The sequence below is a fragment of the Longimicrobium sp. genome (assembly GCF_036388275.1).
Taxonomy (GTDB): Bacteria; Gemmatimonadota; Gemmatimonadetes; order Longimicrobiales; family Longimicrobiaceae; genus Longimicrobium.
The window spans coordinates 78867-97028 of the sequence record NZ_DASVSF010000078.1; the positions used below are offsets into that span (position 1 = coordinate 78867).

An 18162-nucleotide genomic window follows, 5' to 3' on the forward strand; every position below is an offset into this window, starting at 1 on the left:
GAAAGCCTCGCAATCTGCGCGAGGCTTCCCATCAATCCTCTATCGGCCCTGCTGTCGGTGCCGCGCGGTGATGCTGATCGCGTTGCACACCGTCGGGAACATCTTGGGGCCGTACGGATGCGCCTCGAAGGCGCGCGCCACGCCACCGGCGGAGGATTCCGCGAGCGGCTTGCCCACGCTGTCGCGAAGGATCGTCTCCAGGTCCGTGACGCGCCGCGCGCCGCATTCCAGGACGTGACGCGTCTCGCGGGCCTTTACGACCGCGCCGGGGAGGCGGGGCGCGGAGTCGGGCGCCAGGAAGTCGGTACGTACCCAAACGATGCGGCGCGATCCATCACTCTGGATGCGCGTCGTATCCAGCGACGTGTATCCCACCGGCCCCTTGCCAATGGTGAACCAGGGCGCCGGGGCGAGCCCCTCGGGCGTCACGTCGCTGCCGCAGGCGGCCAGGACGAGCATGGCTGGGATGATCAAGCCGCGCGGAAAACGAGAGATCAAGTTGTGAGCAGCAGAGGTGGAGTGAGCACCGCGCCACGGGATCTGGCGAGGCGGGCGAGTGGCAAAGTACGAATCGGGCGCGGCTTGCGCCACGTAACTACGTGGCGGACCACGACAGTGTTGCTGGTTACTGCAAGCAGGCTGACGCTGAGCCGCCGGGTCAGCAGGACACCCGCCGCCCCGCACCTTGGTAGCTTTCGTTTCTCGTCACAACCCGCGGTCACTCGCCACTTGACTACCACTAATGGAACTACCAACATTGGTAGTTCCGCTTGTGGTAGTTTGAGGTTGAATTCCCGATCGCGACTGGATGATCGCTGACTGCCGATGCCCAAACCAGCAGAAGTACTCGATCGCGACGCTGAATGGCGGATGTTGGAGGAGGTCTGGGACAAGGCCCGCCCTGATCTGGTATTTGCGGTTGGGCGGCGCCGCGTAGGGAAAAGCTTCATCCTTTCGCGGTTCGCGAGGCAGGTCGACGGCATCTACTACCAGGCTACGCGTCGAACCGAGGCCGAGCAGCTAGCGGCACTCAGCCGCATCGTAGGCGCTCGATTTCACGATGCGGCGCTCCGCCGCGGCATCAACTTTCCCTCATGGGAGGAACTGTTCGCCTACGTGACGGACCGGGCAGGCGGGAACCCCTTCCTGCTCGTGCTCGACGAATTCCCGTACCTCGCCGCCGCCGCCCCCGCGCTTACGTCGATCATCCAGAGCGCCTGGGACCACGACTGGCAGAAAACGGGGATGAAGCTCATCCTGAGCGGTTCCTATATCTCGGCGATGAACCAGCTCGAGCAAATCGATCAGCCGCTGTACGGGCGGCGCACAGCCAAGCTGATCGTGAACCCATTCGGCTTCGCCGACGCGGCGCTCTTCATGCCGCGATATGGCGTGCGAGACCAATTGGTGGCGTATGGCCTGTTCGGGCATCTTCCCGGGCACCTGAGCCTGCTGGACCCGGAGCGGTCCCTTCCGGAAAACGCGGCCGCCGCTCTGCTGTCTTCAGCTGGGCGGCTGGTGGACGATGCACAGCACATGCTGGACGCATTCACATCCGACGCGCACGTCCACTATTCCATCATCGAGGCGATCGCGGGTGGAGAGCAGACCTGGAGCGGGATCACGAAGCGTGTGGGGCGGTTGGGCGGTGCTCTGCAGCGTCCCCTGCAGTGGCTCGAAGAGATGCAGGTGATTGCGCGTATCGTTCCGATTACGGAAAAGAATCCGCGTCGCTCCAAGCGCGTGCTGTACCGCATCATCGACCCCTACGTCGCGTTCTGGCACCGGACCGTGATCCGGCTGGTGAATGGTGGCAGCTTGGGATTGGTTGAGCCGGAGCGATTGTGGGCCGAGGTGGTGCTGCCCGATCTGGACCACGTGATGGGCCCGGTGTTCGAGGAGGTCTGCCGGGATTTCGTGCGCCGCACCCATCGTCTGCCGTTCAGGCCGATTCGCGTCGGCGAATGGTGGGACGCGACGTCGCAAAACCAGGTGGATATCGTTTCGATCGGATCGGGCGGGGAACTGCTCGTGGGCGAATGCAAGTGGGGACGGGTGACCTCCGCACACCTGGCAACCCTGCGCCAGCGCGCCAACACGCTCGCCGCCGAACTCGCCGGGACGACGCGCGTGCACCTGGCGCTGTTTACCGGACGTGGCGAGGCCGACGACGAGGTGCGGAGAGCGGCAGCGGAGGGAACGGTCCTCCTGATCACCGCCGAAGATCTGCGGGACCCCTGAGTCGCTCCTTGTCCGCCGGCCCTTCCTGGATCACTCCCCCCGGAACACCGGCTTCCGCTTCTCGTTGAACGCGGTGATGCCTTCCTTGGCGTCCGCGCTGCGGAAGCAGCGCATCTGCTGCTCGCGCTCGGCGGCGAGCATGGTGTCCAGGTCCGACGTGGCCGACGCGGCCAGGGTGCGCTTGGCCAGGGTGAGGGCGAGCGGCGGCTTGGCGGCGAGCTCCTTCGCCAGCTTGCGGACCTCGTCGAGGAACCAGTCGTCGGCGAACACCTGCTGGAAGAGGCCGATGCGCTCGGCCTCGCGCGCATCCACCATCCGCCCCGTCATCACCAGCTCCGCCGCGCGCCCCGGGCCCACCAGGCGGGGCAGGGAGTGGGTGGCGCCCCAGTCCGGGTGCAGGCCGATGCGGTTGAAGGTAAAGCCGATGGTCGCACGCTCCGAGGCGATGCGGAAGTCGCACGCCAACGCCAGCGACGCGCCCGCGCCCGCCGCGGGGCCGTTCACCGCCGCAATTACCGGCTGCTCCACCTGAGCCAGGCGCCGGACCACGCGCATCCCGGCCTCCACCAGCCCCTCGAACGTCGTGTCGTCGCCGCGCGCGAGCAGGTCGCTCATCACCTCCACGTCGGCGCCGGTGCAAAAGCCGCGGCCCGCGCCGGTGATGACGATCACCCGCACCTCCGGTGACGTGGCCGCGCGGTCGATGGCGTCGTGAAGGTCGTCGCGCATCCGGCCGGCGAAGGCGTTCAGCCGGTCGGGGCGGTTGAGGGTGATCCAGGCGACGCCGTCCTCCACGGACAGCCGGATGGTATCGCTCACGGTTCCACCCGCTCCACGATCATCGAAATCCCCTGGCCCACGCCGATGCACATGGACGCCAGCCCGTAGCGCACGCCCTGCCGCCCCATCTCGTGCACCAGGGTGGTGAGGATGCGCGCACCCGACGAGCCCAAGGGATGGCCCACCGCCACCGCGCCGCCGGACACGTTCACGATCTCGGGGTCGATTCCCAGCTCGCGGACGCAGGCCACGGACTGCGCCGCGAACGCCTCGTTCAGCTCCACCAGCCCCATGTCGCCGATGGACAGCCCCGCGAGGGCCAGCGCCTTGCGCGTGGCCGGCACCGGGCCGATGCCCATGCGGTGAGGATCCACCCCGGCGACGGCGCTCGCGACGATGCGCGCCATCGGCTTTCGGCCCATGCGCCGGGCGGCCTCCGCCGAAGCGACCAGGAGCGCCGACGCGCCGTCGTTCAGCCCCGACGCGTTGCCGGCGGTCACCGTTCCCTTCTCCTTGCGGAACGCCGCCTTCAGCCCGGTCAGCGAGTCCAGCGTGGTGTCGGCGCGCGGATGCTCGTCGGTGTCCACCACCTTGGGCGCGCCCTTCCGCTGCGGGATGGTGACGGGCACGATCTCGCTCGCGAAGTGGCCGGCGGCGATGGCGGCGGCGGCCCGTTGCTGGCTGCGCAGCGCGAACGCGTCCTGGTCCGCCCGGCTGACCTCGTACTCCTCGGCCACGATCTCCGCCGTCTCGCCCAGGCTGACGGTCCACTCCGCCGGCATCTTCGGATTGACGAAGCGCCAGCCGAGCAGCGAGTCCGCCATCTCGGGCACGCCGCGGGCGAAGCCCTCCGACGGCTTGAGCATCACCCAGGGCGCGCGGGTCATGCTTTCCACGCCTCCGGCGATGAACAGCTCGCCCTCGCCCGCGCGAATGGCGTGCATGGCGCTGCGCACCGCCTCCAGCCCCGAGCCGCACAGGCGGTTGACGGTCTGCCCGGGGACGGAGACGGGAAGTCCGGCCAGCAGCAGCGCCATCCGCCCCACGTTGCGGTTGTCCTCGCCCGCCTGGTTGGCGCACCCGAAGATCACGTCGTCCACGAGGGCGGGGTCCACGCCCGTGCGCTCCACGATGGCCCGGACGACCGTCGCGGCCAGGTCATCAGGGCGCACGCTCGCGAGCGAGCCGTTGAACCGCCCCACCGGCGTGCGGCAGGCGTCGATGATGTATGCGTCAGTCATGGAGAAGAAGTGCGTGAGTGCGGAAGTGCGGCAGTGCGTGAGTCGGTGCCTTCCGCGTGCATCAGCCATTGAGGACCAGGAAGTGATCGAGCCGCAGGATGAACGGCTGCCTGATCCACCCATGATCGCCCGCGTCGAAATGGTCGGGCAGCGGATCAGACATCCGTGCTGGCGGCCAGAGCCCTCCGGCATCGATCGCCCCCATCATCCGCCGCGTTTCCAGGACGAGTAAGACCGCATCGGCCAGGCTGTCGCGTATTTCCTCCAGAGAATCACCCTGCGTGAGCGCCCCCGGCAGTCCATCCACCCAGGCGATGTATCCCGTGGGAGTCTTCTCGAACACCGGTTTCATCGGCATGTGAAGCGCTCCATCCGGAATAGAGAGAGGCCGGTGCGTGAGTGGGCCCCTTCCGCACTCACGCACTGACGCACTCACGCACTGTGTTTCACGCCAGGTTCACCCACACGCTCTTGACCTGCGTGTACAGGTCCAGCGCGTAGCGGCCCAGCTCGCGTCCGTAGCCGGACTGCTTGTAGCCGCCGAAGGGCGAGGCGGTGTCGAGGTTGTGGTAGGTGTTGATCCACACCGTTCCCGCGCGCAGCTTGTGGGCGACGTGGTGAGCCTTCCTCACGTCGCGGGTCCACACCGCGGCCGCCAGCCCGTACTCCGACGCGTTGCCGATCTGGATGGCCTCGTCCATGTCGCTGAACGTCTGCACCGCCAGCACGGGGCCGAAGATCTCTTCGCAGGCGATGGTCATCCGCGGCGTCACGTTGCCGAAGACGGTGGGATTCAGGAAGTAGCCGCGCTTGCCCCCCACCTCCACGCGGTCGCCGCCCAGCAGCAGCTCCGCACCCTCCTGCTTGCCCTTTTCGATGTACCCCAGCACGCGGTCCAGCTGCTCCTCGGACACCAGCGGCCCCAAGCGCGTCTTGGGGTTCATGGGGTCGCCCGGAACGAAGCCCGCCGCCCGCTTCAGCAGCTTTTCCACGAACTCGTCGCGGATCTTCTCGTGCACCAGCAGGCGCGAGCCGGCGGTGCACGCCTGGCCGCTGTTGTAGAAAATGGCCATGCTGGCGCCGCGCACGGCCGCCTCGATGTCGGCGTCGTCGAGCACGATGTTGGGGCTCTTGCCGCCCAGCTCCAGCGACACCTTCTTGAGCGAATCCGCCGCCTGCCGCTGGATCAGCTTGCCGATGGCGGTGGAGCCGGTGAAGGCGATCTTGTCCACGTCAGGGTGGTTCACCAGCGCGCCCCCGGCGCTCTCGCCGAAGCCGGGGATCACGTTCAGCACGCCGGCGGGGAGTCCGGCGTCCGATGCGGCGCGAGCAAGCTCCAGGGCGGTGAGCGGCGTCTGCTCGGCGGGCTTCAGGACGACGGTGTTGCCGCAGGCGATGGCGGGCGCCACCTTCCACGCGGCCATCTGCAGCGGGTAGTTCCAGGGGATGATGGCCCCGCACACCCCCACCGGCTCGCGGCGCGTGTAGTTCAGGTACGGCCCGGGAACGGGGATCACGTCGCCGGCGATCTTGTCGGCCCACCCCGCGTAGTAGCGGAAGCAGTCGATCGACTCCTTGATGTCGATCATCCGCGCCTCGCGCACGGGCTTGCCGTTGTCCATCGTTTCCAGCGCGGCCAGCTCGTCGGCGCGCTCTTCCAGCCGGTCGGCGATGGCGTACAGCAGCTTGCCGCGCTTGCGGGCGTCCAGGTTCTGCCACGCGTCGCTCTCGAACGCCTCGCGGGCGGCGCGGACGGCGCGGTCCACGTCTTCGGCGCCCGCCTCGGCCACCTGCGTCAGCGGCTCGGCGGTGGCGGGGTTGATGGTGTCGAAGGTGCTGCCCGAGGCGGCGTCCTGCCACTCGCCCCCGATGAACAGCCGTCCCGGCTGGATGTCCAGCGTCGCCGTATCCGTCATGTGCGCTCGTTTCGATGTGGTGCGTGCCTGCCAGAACTTGATCGGGGTTCGAAGAGGTGCCGGTGCATGCCGCGGCGGGCCCCTCCCCCGGCCCCTCCCCCGGCAAACTGCGCCGGGAGAGGGGAGAACTTCGATCGGGGTTCGAACGGGTGCCTCGAATGCCGCGGCAGCCCCCTCCCCCCGGCCCCCTTCCCCCGCTGCGCAGGGGAGGGGGAGAAAGTACTATGTCCGGACGCGCGACGAAGCGGAACTCCCACCCAGGCAAGCCAGTCCACGCAGGTGGACTTCGTGTGGTCGTTGCAGCGAATTCATTCGCCCGTGCGGCCCTGTACCCCAAATACCACGGGAGGGAGCACGAGGCTCCCTCCCGATCGGACCTGCGAAGCTTACTTGCCCGTGAACTGCGCGGTGCGCTTTTCTACGTAGGCGTTCAGGCCTTCCTTGGCGTCCTGCGAGTTGAACAACAGCGCCTGCAGCTCGCGCTCCAGCGCCAGCCCCTGCTCCAGCGGCAGCTCGGCGCCGCTCTGGCACGAGCGCTTGATGTTGCCGACGGCGAAGGTGGCCTTGTTGGGGCGCGTGAACTGGCGGGCGTACTCCAGCACCGAGGCCAGGAACGCGTCGCGCCCCTCGGCGTCGATCACCCGGTTGACGATGCCCATGGCCGCGGCCTCGTCGAAGTCGATGTTGTTGCCCTGAACCATCAGCTCGATGGCCTTGCTGGTGCCCACCAGCTTGGTCAGCCGCTGCGTGCCGCCGGTGCCGGGAAGCACGCCCAGCGCCACCTCGGGGAGGCCGATCTTGCCGGCGCCGCGGCGCGCGATGCGCAGGTCGGCCGCCATGGCGATCTCCAGCCCGCCGCCCACCGTGTGGCCGTTGAGCGCCGCGATCACCAGCTTGGGCGTGTGCTCCAGCTTCAGCAGCGTTTCGTTGGCGTGAAGGCAGAAGTAGTACTTCCAGGTGGGATCGGCCTTCTGCAGCATGTTGATGTTGGCGCCGGCGCAAAAGAACTTTTCGCCCTTGCCCGTGATGACGATCACGTCGACCGTGTTGTCGAACCGCGCACGCAGGATGCACGCGTCGATCTGGCGCATCATCTCGTGCGTGTAGGTGTTGGCCGGCGGATCGTCGAGGGTGAAGATCGCCACGCCGTCCTGCACCTCGTAGTGCACCAGCGTCTGGGGTTCGGTCGGCACGTCAGCGGCAAGCGTTGCCATCAGGTTGCTCCGGTGGTGAAGTGAAAGGTTCGGGCGCGGCGCTACTCGTCGGCGCCCGAGCGCCAGATCGACGGACGGGATTCGCCGGGCGTGGCCTCGCGCGCCAGCGCCGGAACCTTGGCGCCGGCGGGCTGAAATCCCTCGAGAAAGATGCGGTACATGTCGTCGACGATCTTGTCCAGCGGAACGTCGCGGTCTGCCCGGTGCCAGTTGTACAGCCAGTTCATCATCCCGAACATGGCGAACGTCGCCACGCGCAGGTCCACGTCGCCGCCGGGGCGGATCTCCCGCAAGATGTCGAGGGCGATCTCGGTGAGCCGCCGCTTCTTGGCGTTCACCCGCCGCCGGAAGTCGCCCGTCAGCGCCTCGGCCTCGTGCGAGAGCACCTTCATCTCGGCCGTGTTGGCGATGAAGTAGCGAAGGTGGTTCTCCATCAGCAGGCGCAGGCGCCGGTGCGGCTGCTCCTCGCCCGCCAGCAGCCGCTCCAGGTTGTTCAGCAGCGTGCCGAACGCGTGGTCCTGGATCAGGAAGAGCAGCTCTTCCTTGCTGTTGAAATAGTAGTACAGCCCCGACAGGCTGACGCCCGTGGCGCGCGCGATGTCGCGGATGCTGGCCTGGTGGTACCCCTTCTCGGCGAAGATGCGGGCGGCCGCGCGAAGGATGCTCTCCAGCTTCTCGTCGTACGCGCTGCGCTCGTCCGTGCTCATCTGCGGGTGTCCGGGAAACCGTGTTCGAACGTCCGTCAACCTATCCCGCGCGCGGAAAGGGTGTCAAGCGTACGGAGCGGGCCGGCGCTTGACCGTCGGCGCCCCGCCGCCCTATGTTTGTCTTCCATTCCCGCGGTACCCGTTCCTGCTCGCAACCCGATGCCCCTTCGCGTCTTCCGCCCGCTGGCGGTGCTTTGCGCGGCCGCGCTCCTGGCGGTGTCCGCGTGCGACGACGGGCCCACCGCGCCTACCTCGTACGTGCAGGTGGCGGGCGGCCGGGCCTGGGTGGCCGTCGCCGAGCCGCGGGGCCTGCCGCGGGCGGAAACCTGGCTGCCGTACCTGTCCGCCGCGCACCGCGCCGGGGTGGACGCGCTTCGCGCACGCGCGCAGCGGGCCCGCGCCGCCGGCCGGCCGGAAGAGGCGCTGCGGCTGGAGGCGCAGGCCCTTCGCCAGGCCGCCGCCGGGGTGGCGCACGCTCCCGACGCCGGGCGGATGCTGGGTGCGCTGGCCGCGCTCGAGGCGTGGACGGACCGCGCGCGCGCCCGGCTGGACCTGGGCGCCCACCCGGAGCTGGCCGCCGCCGCCGCGTCCGTCGCCGCCCGGGCGCAGGCGGCCCGCGCCGCCCTGGCCGCGGGCGACACCGCCGCCGCCGTGCGCCACCTGAGCGAGGGAACGCTGGCCGCCCGCGAGCAGTCCCCCATGGCCGTGGGGCTGCGGCTGCTGGCCAGCGCCGAGGCCCGGCTGCAGGCGGGCGCCGCGTCGGGCGCGGCCGAGCGGAACGCCCGTGCGCTGCTGCTGGGCGCGCGCGCCGGGCTTGCCTCGGGCGACAGCATCCGCGCGCTGCGCCGCGCCGTGTACGCGCTGCAACTGCTGGAAGGCGCGCCCGCCCCGGCGGTGGTTGATCCCGCGAGCCCTTTCCGTTAGTTTTGCGGCCGTCCGCCCGGATGGCGAAATCGGTATACGCAGCAGACTCAAAATCTGCCTCCCGCAAGGGATTGTCGGTTCGAGTCCGACTCCGGGCACTTCCGGCCCGCCCCACCTCGTGGGGCGGGCCAGTTCGTTTGTGGAGTTCCCTCCCCACGCCCCCGTGTGTCTCCGGCGGCAACCCGGGCCCCTTTCCCGGCGAGGCGCGCGCCGCCTGTACCATTTTTCTGTTTTTTGGAAATCGTGTCCCGTTCGGGGCCGTTGACGCTGCGCGGGATCTTCGCGATCTTCAGATTTGGAATCCCTCAAATTACGCGCATGCGCCACGTTCCCGGCCGTGCACCGCCCCCCTGGTCCCGCAAGCACCCCATGCGATCGTTTTTTGCGCGCCTGCCGGTTTCCCGGCGACTGGCTCTCCTGTGCGCGCCGCTGGCCGCCGCGGCATGCGACGACGCGCCCACCCGGGCGAATCGGGAAGCCCCGGTCCCCACGGTGGTGATCGCGCGGCTGGAGTGCGCGGCCAACGTGGCCAGCGGCACGGTGGAATGCGCGGATCCCGACGGCGCAGCACCCGTGGCTCCGGTCCCGGGCCCCGCGCCACGCTTCGACCAGCGGACGGTGGGCGGCCAGGGCCTCTATGTGCGGATGGCGTCGTCCGGTGCGGCGTATGACGCCGGAACCCAGGTCTTCTCGTTCAACGCCACCGTGCAGAACCTGTCCAACCAGGCGATGGCCACGGCAACCGGGGCAGCGCGCCACGATGGCGGCATCCGCGTGTTCCTGATCGCGCCTCCCTCGGGGAGCGGCGGCATCGTGACGGTCGCCAACCCCACCGAGACCGCCGAGTTCACGGCGCCGGGACAGGCGTACTACCAGTACGGCGGAAGCATCGGCGGGACGGACCAGGCGGAGCTGGGCGCCGACGGCATCCTGGCCCCGGGAGAGGCGTCGGCCGCCAAGCAGTGGCGGTTCAACATGGGTGGGGCCACCTCGTTCACCTTCGCCGTGTACGTGGCGACCGAGATGCCGTCCGGCGCCCTGGCGAGCGTGGCGCCGCAGGTGACGTCGGTTTCCCCCGCGACCCTGGTGCCGGGGGCCAGCGCCACCATCACGGGGATCAACTTCCACGCGACGCCCGGCAGCAATACGGTCACGATTGGTGGCCGCGCGGCCACGGTGACGGGCGGCGCGGGAGGCACGTCGCTGACGGTGACGGTTCCGTGCACCGCCTCGGGCTCCGTGCCGGTGACGGTCAGCCAGGGCGGGATGGCGGGCCGTAGCCTCACGCACCCGCTGCAGGTGACGCAGCGCACCGTGGGAGTGGGGGAGGCGCTGGTGCTTTCGAGCTCCACCGATTCGCACTGCAACGAGCTCACGGCCACGGGCGCCGCGTCGCGGTACGCGGTGACGGTGTTCAGCGTCAGCTCGTCGCCCACGTCCAACACGCCCTTCCAGTTCTCGGGCGACGGCGACCTGGCCGCCCCGGCCCAGCTGCAGGCGGAGCCCGTGGCCGAGCAGCCGCTGCGACCCGCCGCGTCGCTTCAGCAGGAGATGGAAACCGCCCGGCAGCGCGTGACCGACGAGCGCCACCACTGGCTGCTGGAGCAGAACCGCGTGGAGTACGAGCGGCTTCGCGGCCGCTTCGGCACGGGTGCGGGGGGAACGCGCACCGGCCGCGTCAACCGCAACGTGGTGATGGGCGATCCGCCCCTCAGCCGCACCTTCCGGGTGGCGAACATCGCCGCGGCCGGCTTCTGCAACAGCTTCTACGTGGTGAGCGCCACGAGGGTGTACTTCGACGGCAAGATCGCCATCTACGAAGACGACGCCACCCCCGACGCGTTCAAGGGTTCGCTGAACCCCACGATGGCGGCCAACTACCAGAAGATCGGCGACCAGTTCAACGCCGACATGGAGCCCATCGTCCGGACCAACTTCGGTGACATCCTGCGGCGGGACGCCGTGACCGACAACAACGGGATCCTCATCGCCCTGTTCACGCCGCGCATCAACACCTCGTTCACCGGGGTGGCCGGTTTCGTGGTGAGCTGCGACCAGTATCCCAACGACGATGCGAGCACGCCGGCCGTGGGCGGGCCGTACACCGGCACCGGGGCCAGCGGCTCCAGCAACTTCGGCGAGTACTTCTACGCCTACCAGCCCGTCACGGCCGGTGCGGGCTACAGCGGAAACACCGCCGAGAACTGGTACCGTACCATCCGCTCCACCTTCATCCACGAGAGCAAGCACGTGGCGTCGATGTCGGCGCGCGTCGCCAATGGTGCGCCGTTCGAGGCGGCGTTCCTGGAAGAGGGCACGGCACGGCACTCCGAGGAGCTGTGGATGAGGAACGCGGTGGACAACGTGGCGTGGAAGGCGAACACCGGCTACGGCAGCGCGGCCAACCCCATCAACGTCTACTGCGACGTGCGGGTGCCGCCGAGCTGGCCCGAGTGCTCGGCCAACACGCGCCGCCCCGCGGCGATCATGCAGCGGCACTTCGCGTCGCTGAACAACCACCTGATCGGCCAGAACGCGCGCTTCTACTCGCCGTTCGGGCCGTCGCAGGACGACGCCGGGTCCAATTACTATGCCATCTCGTGGTCGCTGGTCCGCTACGCCATCGACCGCTACGGCGCGTCCGACGCGGCGTTCCTGACGGCGCTCACCAACTCGACCACGACGGGCGTCACCAACCTGAGCGGGCGCGCGGGTGTTTCCATCGACCAGCTGCTGGGCGGGTGGGGGCTCACGCTGTACGCCGACGACCATCCCGCGCTGTCGGGGGCACCCAGCCTCGACCTGCAATTTCCCACGTGGAACCTGCGCAGCATCTACGCGGGGCTGAACGCCGACTTGCCCGGCACGTACACGACGCCGTTTCCGCTGGTGCCCACGCCGCTGAGCTTCGGAGGCGTCGCGACGCTGAGCACCCTCACGCTGCGCGGGGGCGGAACGCGATACTACGAGTTCACCGGCACGCAGACGGCCGCGCAGCTCCTGCGGCTGGAGGCGAACGGCGGTGGAGCGCCGTCCTCCAACCTGCGCATCGCCGTCGCGCGCCTGCAGTAGGGTGCGGCGAGCCCTCCTCGTTCCCTGCGTCCTCGCGCTGCTGGCGTGTACGCGGGGCACCCCCGCCCCCGCCGCGAAGGCGGTCTCCGCCGACTCGCTCCGGGGGATGGTGGACGTCGTGGGCTCGGAGCCGGCGTCCTGGGTGGTGCTCCGCGTGGCCGGGGGCACCCGTGACGTGGCGCTGGACGGCGACGCCGGGGTGCTGCGGCGGCTCACCGGCCTCGAGGTGACCGTTTGGGGCGAACGCGCCGCCGGAGGGCGCTTCGCCGTCGCCCGGGTGGCGGTCCGAACCGCCAGCGGCGTCCCGGCGGTGGACGGCATCCTGGCGCGCGAGGGGCAGGGATTCGCGCTGGTCACCGAGGACGGAAGGCGGCTCCCCATCGCCCGCCTTCCCGAAACCCTGCGCTCCTCGATCGGCGCGCGGGTGTGGCTGGCCGGGCCGCTGGACCGCGCTCCCGACTCGTTCGGGGTGATCGCCGACCCGCGCTAGCCCGCGGGATGAAGAACACGGCCGCTCGTCCCGTTCGGGGCGAGCGGCCGGTTCGTTCTTCACACGCCGGCGGAACATGTGCGAGGTGTACGCATCGTTGACGAGGACCTGGCCTCACACCATCTTTGTAGCCACGACCCATACCGCGGCGCCCCGCCGCGTTCTCCGATCCCGATCTGCCCCCACCCCATGACCCCGAAGTTCCGCCTGGGCGCACTCGCGCTCGTGCTTTCCGCCCTCCTGCCCGCGTGCTCCGGGGACGGGCCCGTCGCGCTCCCGGTCGAAGCGCCGGACGCGCCCTATCTCGCCGTGCTGGACTGCACCGCCCGCGTGACATCTAGCGCGGTGAGCTGCCGGTCCGCCACTCCGTCCACCGGCCAGGCGCCGGGGCTGATCGTGGGCGGGCAGGGCGAGTTCGTGTTCATGTCCGGCACGAACGCGGCGTATACCGCCGCCGACAGCACGTTCAGGTTCGACGCGACGGTGCAGAACCTCATCCCGCAGCCGCTGGGCACCACGAACGGCACCACGCCGGACCCGGCGGGCGTGCGGGTGTTCTTCGCCTCCATGCCTGCCAGCGCCACCGGTGCCGTGTCGGTGAGGAACGCCTCGGGAACGGCGACGTTCCTGAGCGGCGACGCGCCGTACTTCCAGTACGACGGCAACCTGGCGATGGACGCCACGTCGGAGGAGGTGACGTGGCGGTTCACGGTGGACCCCACCGTGGCCACCTTCACCTTCAAGGTGTACGTGGCGGCCCAGGTTCCTTATCCCAATGGATGGGTGGACGTCAGCCCGCCGGCGGATACGCTGATGGCCGATTCGGCGCAGCCCCTGACGGCGACCGTGCGCGACGTGGTCGGGCGGGTGATCCCCGGGCAGACCATCACCTGGGGCACCTCCGACGCGGCGATCGGCACGGTGACGGCCGGGGGCGTGGTGACCGGCGTGAGCCCCGGCGCGGTGACGATTTCCGCCAGCAGCGGCGTACGCAGCGGCGCGGCGAAGATCTCCGTCTGCCCCAACCTCGCCGTCGGCGGCGTGTACGTGGCCGACATGCCGGCGGGCGCGGACATCTGCCTGCCTGGCACCACCGGCGGGGCGGAGTACACCGTGATGCCCATGAACCTTTCGCCCAGCACGGCGGGAGGCCTCACGCTGGGGCTCACCTCGTCTGGCATCGTTCCGGCAAGCGGGGGCCCGAACCCGGCGCGGCTCCCCGGCGCCGGGTTCAGCCTGGCGGGCGGGCTTCAGCGCGACGACAGGTGGGAGACGCGGCTTCGGGAAACGGAGCGGCGGGTGCTCGGGCCGCTGATGGCCCGCGGCATGGCACGCAGTCCGGCGCCGCGGCGCGCCGTCACCCCCGGTGTCCCGGTGGTGGGCGGCCTGATGACGCTGAACGTGGAGACGGACCAGCCCTGCAGCGCCCCCGACAACCGCACGGGCCGCGTGGTGCACGTGGGCACGCGCATCGTGATCGTCGCCGACACCACGAACCCATCCGGGGGGCTGACAGTCGCGGATTACGCGGCGATCGCCGAAACCTTCGACAACCAGGTGTGGCCCGCGATCACCGCGGCTTACGGCGAGCCGGCGGACCTGGACCAGAACGGCGGCCGCGTGATCGCCTTCTACACCCGCGCGGTGAACGAGCTCACCCCGCCGGGATCCAGCGCGTACGTGGGCGGCTTCGTGTATGCGCGCGACCTGTTCGAGCCGGCGCAGTGCGCCTCGAGCAACCGCGCCGAGATGTTCTACATGCTGGCGGCCGATCCTGGCGGCACGGTGAACGGCAACGTGCGGACGGTGGAGCTGGTCAAGAGCAAGACGGTGGGAACGCTGGCCCACGAGTTCGAGCACCTGATCAACGCGTCGCGGCGGATGTACGTGAACAATGCCAATGGGTTCGAGGCCACGTGGCTGGACGAGGGGCTGGCGCACGTGGCCGAGGAGCTGATGTTCTACCACGTTTCCGGGACGAGCGCGCGCGCCAACCTGGGCGGCGCCCAGCTGTTCGACGGCGGCGCGGTGCAGAGCGCATGGTTCTCGTACATGGAGTCCAACACGGGGCGCCTGCGCCAGTGGCTGCTCTCGCCGACGACGGGCGGCTTCTTCCAGGCCAACGACAACCTGCCCACCCGCGGCGCGGCCTGGTCGTTCCTGCGCTACGCGGCCGACCGCAAGGGTGGCACCGAGGGCACGTTCTGGGCGGCGCTGGTGAAGACGGCCCAGGACACGGGTTTGGTGAACCTGCAGAATGCGCTGGGCACGGACCCCATGCCTTGGGCGCGGGACTTCGTCGCGGCCACGTACGCCGACGACGCGCTCGGCAGCGGAACACCGGCGCAGTACACGCTTCCCAGCTGGAACGTCCGTGACATCATCGACAACTGGATCAACTACACCGCGGGAGACCGCTATCCGCTGGCCGTTCGCGCGCCGGGGAACGGGGTGACCGACAACATCACGCTGGCATACGGCGGGTCTGCGGCGTTCTCGCGCGTGGGAGTGCCCGCCAGTGCCTTCGCCTCCGTGCGCCTGCGCGTGGGCGGCGCCAGCCCGCCTTCGACCGTCCGCGTCGCGGTGTTCCGCCGGAAGTAGCGGTTGGCGCTGGGGAGCAGAAGAGGCCCATCCGGATGTTCCGGGCGGGCCTCTTTCAGTGCGTGAGTGCGTGAGTGCGTAAGTGCGTTCCGGCGTCAGCCGATTCCCAGCAGCACGATCAGCGCGGCGCTCAGGCTGATCAGCACGATGAGCGATCCGGTGACCGCGGCGATCACGCGCCCTCCGACGCGGCCCAGCACCCGTACGTCCACGCCCAGCCCCAGCGCGGCCATGGCAGCCACCGTCATCCACCGCGACAGCTCGCGCACCGGCAGCGCCACCTCGGCGGGGATGGCGCCCAGCGAACGCGCGGCGGCCAGCACCAGGAAGCCGGTGATGAACCACGGCACGAAGGCGCCGGGCGCCAGCTTCTGCTCGCCGATCCTGCGGTTGCGCACGGCAAAGAAGACCACGACGGGGCCCAGCAGCAGCACGCGCACCAGCTTGACGAGCGTGCCCACCTCGCCGCTCAGCGCGCTGACGGGAAAGGTGGCCGCGATCACCTGCGGAACGGCGTACACCGTCATTCCCGCCAGCACGCCGTAGCGGTACGCGTCGAAGCCCAGCACGGGAATCAGCAGCGGCAGGCCCATGACGACGACCACGCCCAGCACGGCGGTGAAGGCGATGGACGACGCCACGTCCTCGTCGTCGGCGCCGATGACAGGCGCCACGGCCGCGATGGCGGAGTTGCCGCAGATGGCGTTTCCGCAGGCGATCAACGTGGCGAGGCGCGGGTTGAGCCCCAGCGCCCGGCCGATGCCGTAGCCCGCCACCAGCCCCGTGGCGACGACGGCGAGAATGGCGATCACCAGCGGCGCGCCGGCCCGCAGCAGCAGGGGCAGGTTCACCGACGCGCCCAGGAGGACGATGGCGATCTCCAGCACCTGCTTGGCCGTCAGCGAGATTCCCGGCTCCCACCGCGCGCCGGGCTTCCAGAAGGTGCGCACGATCATCCCCAGCAGAATGGCCAGCACCAGCGCCTCGACCACGGCGTGCCCCGTGGCCCGCACCTCCACCTCCTGCAGCGCCCACGCGGCGGCGGCCAGCGCGGCGGAAAGCGCCAGGCCGGGAAGGTACCCCACGAGCGGGGGACGGGGCTGGGTCACTGCGGAACCGGTGTCGGTCACGGGGCAGGCACGGAGATTGACGGTGCGCGCCGGCGGCACGCGCGGCACTGGGCCGCCGACAACCTAACCCGGACCGCAACCCCCGATGCTTCAGGAAGAACAGCGCAGGCAGATCGAGCAGCGGCTGCTGCGCGAGCGTGAGCAGGTGCTCGACGCGATCGGCGAATTCGACGAGACCGCCAAGGACCTGCGCGAGCGCACGGGCGAGCTGAGCCTGGCCGACAACCACCCGGCCGACATCGCCACCGAGCACCAGGAGCACGAAAAGGACTTCCTCTTCGCCAGCATGGAGGGGCGGCGCCTGTACGCCATCGACGAGTCGCTGCGCCTGCTGTACAAGGAGCCGGAGCGCTTCGGGCTGTGCGACGTGTGCGGCCAGGACATCGGGATGGAGCGGCTGGACGTGATCCCCGAAACCCGCCTGTGCGCGCAGCACGCCCGCGAGCGCGACGCAGCCTCGGACGCCGACGCCAACCCCCGCGAGGCCGACGGCCACGCGAACGAGGAACAGCGGTAACGACGGTCACGACGGTAACTACGGTCACCACGGTGGATGGGCGTCGCCCCGTAGTTACCGTAGTTACGGTAGTGACCTCGTGACCAGACACTCGCCAAACCCGGCGGCGCGTGTATATTGTGCCCGCCCGCCGAAGTGAGCGGGCCAGACGCACCACCGAAATACCCGAACCCGCTGCTGACGATGCTGATCGGCGTTCCGAAGGAAATCAAGACCAACGAGAACCGCATCGCCCTGGTGCCCGCCGGCGCCGAGGCCCTGGTGCAGGCCGGCCACCAGGTGATGGTGGAGCGCGGCGGCGGGCTGGGCAGCGGCTTCACCGACGACCAGTACACCTCCGTCGGCGCCACCATCCACGACGTGGAAGAGGTGTGGGCGCGGGCCGAGATGATCATGAAGGTCAAGGAGCCCATCGCCATCGAGTACGGCCGCACCCGGCCGGGCCAGCTCCTGTTCACCTACTTCCACTTCGCCGCCGACCAGGCGCTCACCCGCGGGATGATCGACTCGGGCGCCGTGTGCGTGGCGTACGAGACGGTGCAGCTGGACAGCGGCGAGCTCCCCCTGCTGACGCCCATGTCCGAGGTGGCGGGGCGCATGGCCATCCAGGCCGGCGCCAAGTACCTGGAAAAGTACTACGGCGGCCGCGGGATGCTGCTGGGCGGCGTTCCCGGCGTGGCGCCCGCCAGCGTGGTGATCATCGGCGGCGGCGTGGTGGGCACCAACGCGGCCAAGATGGCGGCGGGGCTGGGCGCCCGCGTCACCATTCTCGACGTGTCGCTGGAGCGCCTGCGCTACCTGTCGGACGTCATGCCGGCCAACGTGGAGATGATCTACAGCAACCGGCACAACCTGATGGAGCGGGTGGAGCAGGCCGACCTGGTGGTGGGCGCGGTGCTGCTGCCGGGCGCCAAGGCCCCCAACCTGATCAAGCGCGACGACCTGAAGCGCATGAAGGACGGGTCGGTGATCGTCGACGTGGCGGTGGACCAGGGCGGCTGCGTAGAGACCATCCGCCCCACCACGCACGAAGACCCCATCTACGAGATCGACGGGGTGATCCACTACGGCGTGGCGAACATGCCCGGCGGCGTGCCGCGCACCTCCACGCTGGCGCTCACCAACGCCACCTTCCCCTACGCCATGCGCCTGGCGCGCCTGGGGTGGAAGGAAGCCTGCCGCCAGGACCCCGCGCTGGCGCTGGGGCTGAACGTGGTCAACGGCCAGGTGGTGTATCCCGGCGTCGCCGAGGCCTTCGGCCTTCCGCTGGTGCCGCTGCAGTCCGTCCTGGTCTGATCCGCCCGCGGAGACGGCCCGCAGCCCCCACCG

At 69.8% G+C, this 18162-nt stretch carries 15 protein-coding genes and 1 tRNA gene; 8 read left to right on the forward strand and 8 right to left on the reverse strand.

Going from position 1 to position 18162, the window contains the following annotated elements; all coding sequences use genetic code 11:
- Positions 1-39: 39 nt before the first annotated feature.
- Positions 40-498 (reverse strand): surface-adhesin E family protein, encoded by a 459-nt coding sequence (locus VF632_RS16445; RefSeq protein WP_331024012.1) that lies wholly within the window; start codon positions 496-498, stop codon positions 40-42.
- Between the two features lie 327 nt (positions 499-825).
- Between VF632_RS16445 and VF632_RS16450 the strand changes: the two genes are divergently transcribed.
- Positions 826-2241, forward strand: coding sequence for an ATP-binding protein (locus VF632_RS16450; protein ID WP_331024013.1), 1416 nt, complete (start codon positions 826-828; stop codon positions 2239-2241).
- A 30-nt stretch (positions 2242-2271) separates the two neighbouring features.
- Here VF632_RS16450 and VF632_RS16455 read toward each other — a convergent pair whose 3' ends face one another.
- The 6 genes from VF632_RS16455 to VF632_RS16480 form a co-directional block, all read right to left on the reverse strand.
- Positions 2272-3060, reverse strand: coding sequence for an enoyl-CoA hydratase/isomerase family protein (locus VF632_RS16455; RefSeq protein WP_331024014.1), 789 nt, complete (start codon positions 3058-3060; stop codon positions 2272-2274).
- On the reverse strand, positions 3057-4262 hold the full coding sequence (locus VF632_RS16460; RefSeq protein WP_331024015.1) for an acetyl-CoA C-acyltransferase: 1206 nt from the start codon (positions 4260-4262) through the stop codon (positions 3057-3059). Before VF632_RS16460 ends, VF632_RS16455 begins: the two co-directional genes overlap by 4 nt.
- Positions 4263-4323: 61 nt before the next feature.
- Positions 4324-4620: a type II toxin-antitoxin system HicB family antitoxin gene (locus tag VF632_RS16465; RefSeq protein ID WP_331024016.1), complete on the reverse strand. Its 297-nt coding sequence runs from the start codon at positions 4618-4620 to the stop codon at positions 4324-4326.
- A gap of 88 nt (positions 4621-4708) precedes the next feature.
- Positions 4709-6178 carry an aldehyde dehydrogenase family protein gene (locus VF632_RS16470; protein ID WP_331024017.1) on the reverse strand — a complete coding sequence of 490 codons (1470 nt, stop codon included), beginning with the start codon at positions 6176-6178 and terminating at the stop codon, positions 4709-4711.
- A 386-nt stretch (positions 6179-6564) separates the two neighbouring features.
- A complete protein-coding gene (locus VF632_RS16475; protein ID WP_331024018.1) occupies positions 6565-7392 on the reverse strand; it encodes an enoyl-CoA hydratase/isomerase family protein in 828 nt (275 codons plus the stop codon).
- 41 nt (positions 7393-7433) lie between these two features.
- Complete coding sequence (locus VF632_RS16480) at positions 7434-8099, reverse strand: TetR/AcrR family transcriptional regulator (protein ID WP_331024019.1); 666 nt, start codon at positions 8097-8099, stop codon at positions 7434-7436.
- Positions 8100-8258: 159 nt separating this feature from the next.
- Between VF632_RS16480 and VF632_RS16485 the strand changes: the two genes are divergently transcribed.
- From VF632_RS16485 to VF632_RS16505, 5 genes are all read left to right on the forward strand, one after another.
- A complete protein-coding gene (locus VF632_RS16485) occupies positions 8259-9023 on the forward strand; it encodes a hypothetical protein (RefSeq protein ID WP_331024020.1) in 765 nt (254 codons plus the stop codon).
- 14 nt (positions 9024-9037) lie between these two features.
- A tRNA-Leu gene (locus VF632_RS16490) sits at positions 9038-9121 on the forward strand.
- A gap of 271 nt (positions 9122-9392) precedes the next feature.
- Positions 9393-12095, forward strand: a complete 2703-nt coding sequence (locus VF632_RS16495) for an IPT/TIG domain-containing protein (protein WP_331024021.1) — start codon at positions 9393-9395, stop codon at positions 12093-12095.
- Between the two features lies 1 nt (position 12096).
- Complete coding sequence (locus VF632_RS16500) at positions 12097-12585, forward strand: hypothetical protein (protein ID WP_331024022.1); 489 nt, start codon at positions 12097-12099, stop codon at positions 12583-12585.
- A 189-nt stretch (positions 12586-12774) separates the two neighbouring features.
- The gene (locus VF632_RS16505) at positions 12775-15186 is read left to right on the forward strand and encodes an Ig-like domain-containing protein (protein ID WP_331024023.1); all 2412 of its coding nucleotides are present in this window, start codon (positions 12775-12777) and stop codon (positions 15184-15186) included.
- Positions 15187-15281: 95 nt separating this feature from the next.
- On the opposite strand, the gene VF632_RS16510 is transcribed toward VF632_RS16505, so the two are convergent.
- Positions 15282-16295 (reverse strand): YeiH family protein, encoded by a 1014-nt coding sequence (locus VF632_RS16510; protein ID WP_331024024.1) that lies wholly within the window; start codon positions 16293-16295, stop codon positions 15282-15284.
- A gap of 106 nt (positions 16296-16401) precedes the next feature.
- Here VF632_RS16510 and VF632_RS16515 point away from each other — a divergent pair, with 106 nt between their 5' ends.
- Complete coding sequence (locus tag VF632_RS16515) at positions 16402-16833, forward strand: TraR/DksA C4-type zinc finger protein (RefSeq protein WP_331024025.1); 432 nt, start codon at positions 16402-16404, stop codon at positions 16831-16833.
- Between the two features lie 183 nt (positions 16834-17016).
- Positions 17017-18129, forward strand: a complete 1113-nt coding sequence (gene ald / locus VF632_RS16520) for an alanine dehydrogenase (protein WP_331024026.1) — start codon at positions 17017-17019, stop codon at positions 18127-18129.
- Positions 18130-18162: the final 33 nt, after the last annotated feature.